3 protein-coding genes and 1 pseudogene are annotated in these 2,394 nt (G+C 72.3%); 2 read left to right on the forward strand and 2 right to left on the reverse strand.

The annotated features are described in order from the left end of the window. Both PROKR_RS35910 and PROKR_RS22335 read left to right on the forward strand, forming a co-directional pair. A pseudogene (locus tag PROKR_RS35910) lies at positions 1-363 on the forward strand (cation:proton antiporter); the annotation flags it as partial. A gap of 10 nt (positions 364-373) precedes the next feature. Beyond that, positions 374-1,078, forward strand: a complete 705-nt coding sequence (locus tag PROKR_RS22335) for a tyrosine-protein phosphatase (protein WP_036967728.1) — start codon at positions 374-376, stop codon at positions 1,076-1,078. Between the two features lie 271 nt (positions 1,079-1,349). On the opposite strand, the gene PROKR_RS22340 is transcribed toward PROKR_RS22335, so the two are convergent. Then, positions 1,350-1,649: a DUF4193 domain-containing protein gene (locus tag PROKR_RS22340; RefSeq protein ID WP_020014531.1), complete on the reverse strand. Its 300-nt coding sequence runs from the start codon at positions 1,647-1,649 to the stop codon at positions 1,350-1,352. A 311-nt stretch (positions 1,650-1,960) separates the two neighbouring features. Continuing rightward, the coding region (locus tag PROKR_RS22345) for an inositol monophosphatase family protein (RefSeq protein ID WP_036967735.1) at positions 1,961-2,394 on the reverse strand (434 nt) is incomplete at its 5' end.

The raw sequence follows: 2,394 nt of genomic DNA on the forward strand, positions 1-2,394 counted from the left end.
GACCTGCCCGCCCTCCGGCGCGAGCAGGAGCGCGCGGCGCGCGCCTTCCTGGCCGAGCCGCACCGCCCGGACGGCACGCCGTACGACGCCGGCGTGGTCGCCCGCGTGCGCAAGGACACCCTCCGGGAGCACGAGTCCCAGGACGAGGACGCGGTGCTCACCAAGGAACGCTTCATCCAGTACCGCGAGCTGCGCCTGGCCACGATCGCCGCCCAGCGCGAGGAACTGCTCGCCGCGCGCTCGGCAGGCACCTTCGACTCGGCCCAGCTCGGCACCGCCCTGGACCTGCTGGACGCCGAGCAGATCGCCGTCGAGATGCGCAAGGGCAAGTTTTCGCTGCGCGAGGAGGACCCGGAGCGCTAGCCTCCCCGGCGTGACGGACTACACACCGCTCCACCTCGACTGGCCGGGCTGCCTCAACGCACGCGACCTGGGCGGGCTGCCGCTCACGGGCGGTGGCACCGTCCGGGAGCGCGCCCTGGTGCGGTCGGAGTCCCCCAGCTACCTGACCGACGACGGCGTCACCGCCGCCGGGGCCTACGGACTGTCGCGGATCATCGATCTGCGCCGCCCGGAGGAGCTGGCGGAGTGGCCCAGCCGCCTCGCGGACCTGCCCGGGTACCTGCACCTGCCCGTGCAGGGCGCGGACGAACCCGAGGAGGGCCCCTGGGTGCACCTGTACCAGGGCCTGCTGGACCGCCACCCGGAGCTGTTCGCCCGGGCCGTCGCGGCCGTCGCGGACGCCCCCGAGGGACCCGTCCTGGTCCACTGCGCCGCAGGGAAGGACCGCACCGGGCTGGTCGTGGCGCTCGCGCTCAGCCTGGTCGGGGCCGACGTCGACGCGCTCGCCGACGACTACGAGGTCACCAACGAGCGGCTCGCTCCCCGGTACGTCGAGCGGGCGACCGAGCCTGGCTACGCGGCGCCCGCCGAACGCTGGGTACCGCCCACGCGGCAGGTGATCCTGGGGGCGCTGGAGCACCTGGACGCTCGGCACGGCGGCGTCGAGGCGTACCTGGCCGGCGGCGGGCTCACCCCGGGGCACGTGCGGACGCTGCGGGACCGGCTGGTCGGCTGAGCCGGAGGTGCAGCGCAGGGTGGGGACCGAGGAACGAGGCACCCGCCCGCAGCGGAACCGCAGGCTCAGCGGAAACAGGTGGAGCTTGAGCCGGAGGTGCAGCGCAGGGTGGGGGCCGAGGAACGAGGCACGCGCCCGGAGCGGAACCGCAGGCTCAGGCGGAAACCAGCAGAGCCTGCGCCGGAGGCAGCCCGACCCCGGACACGACGAAGGCTGCCATGCTCCGCATGACAGCCCGGTCGTGTCGTCAGTGCCTAGGGCCTGGCAGTAATCAGGCAGCGCACTCCGTGCAGATCATCTGGCCGGCCTTCTCGTAGGCCAGCTGGCTGCGGTGGTGCACCAGGAAACAGCTCGAGCACGTGAACTCGTCCGCCTGACGCGGCAGCACACGTACGGCGAGCTCCTCGCCCGACAGATCGGCGCCCGGGAGCTCGAAGCCCTCGGCCGCTTCCGTCTCGTCCTCGTCCACAACGCCCGAGGACTTGTCAGAACGACGTGCCTGCAGCTCCTGGATCGAGTCCTGCTCGACATCCTCGTCGTTCTTACGCGGGGCGTCGTAGTCAGTTGCCATGTGGTGTTCTCCGTCGATAGGTGGTCGCGCCGGAAGGGTTCGGGACATCCGGGGGTTCGACGCCGCCCCGGCCGGGACCCCGCGAGAGCCGTCGAACAGCGACCGCAAGCGGGTGTACGCGCAGATAATGCACACGGCCCCGGTTTTGTTCCCGAGTCGGCCCACGGATTGTGCACCATTTCTGTCAGGCGCGCTACATCTGCCGGTGTAACCCCCGTCACGTATGCTCTGACCTGCAAGAACGGCCTGTTTTCGGCCTTTTGGCCGCGGTCAGCAGTGACCAGCCTTGCGGGGGTGTGTCATATAAAAGATCACCCGTGATCTACCCCGCCGGCGCCGTCCGCGTCGACCTCCTCCAGGATGCTGGCGAGCTGCTCGACGAGCCCTGCGGGGCCCGCGACGGTCATCGCGTTGCCGGCCGGCTGGCCCCGCAGCCCGGTCACGACGGCGCCCGCCTCGGTGGCCACCACGACACCCGCGGCCATGTCCCACGGGTTCAGGCCCCGCTCGTAGTACAGGTCGAGCGAGCCGTCGGCGAGGAGGCACAGGTCGATCGCGGCCGACCCCAGCCGGCGGATGTCGCGGATCTCGGGCAGCACACGGGCCAGCACCGTGGCCTGCTCGCGGCGGCGTCCGGCGTCGTACCCGAAGCCCGTGCCCACCAGGGAGGTGCTCAGCGACGCCGGGGCGCCCACGTGGACCGGCGCGCCGTCGCGGGTGGCGCCCTCGCCGAGCCCGGCGGACC

Source organism: Promicromonospora kroppenstedtii DSM 19349, from assembly GCF_000515355.1.
Classification (GTDB): Bacteria; Actinomycetota; Actinomycetes; order Actinomycetales; family Cellulomonadaceae; genus Promicromonospora; species Promicromonospora kroppenstedtii.

What these genes read in the sequence shown, in the direction of transcription:
- PROKR_RS22340 (WP_020014531.1), bottom strand. Translation starts at nt 1,649, where the DNA reads ATGGCAACTGACTACGACGCCCCGCGTAAGAACGACGAGGATGTCGAG.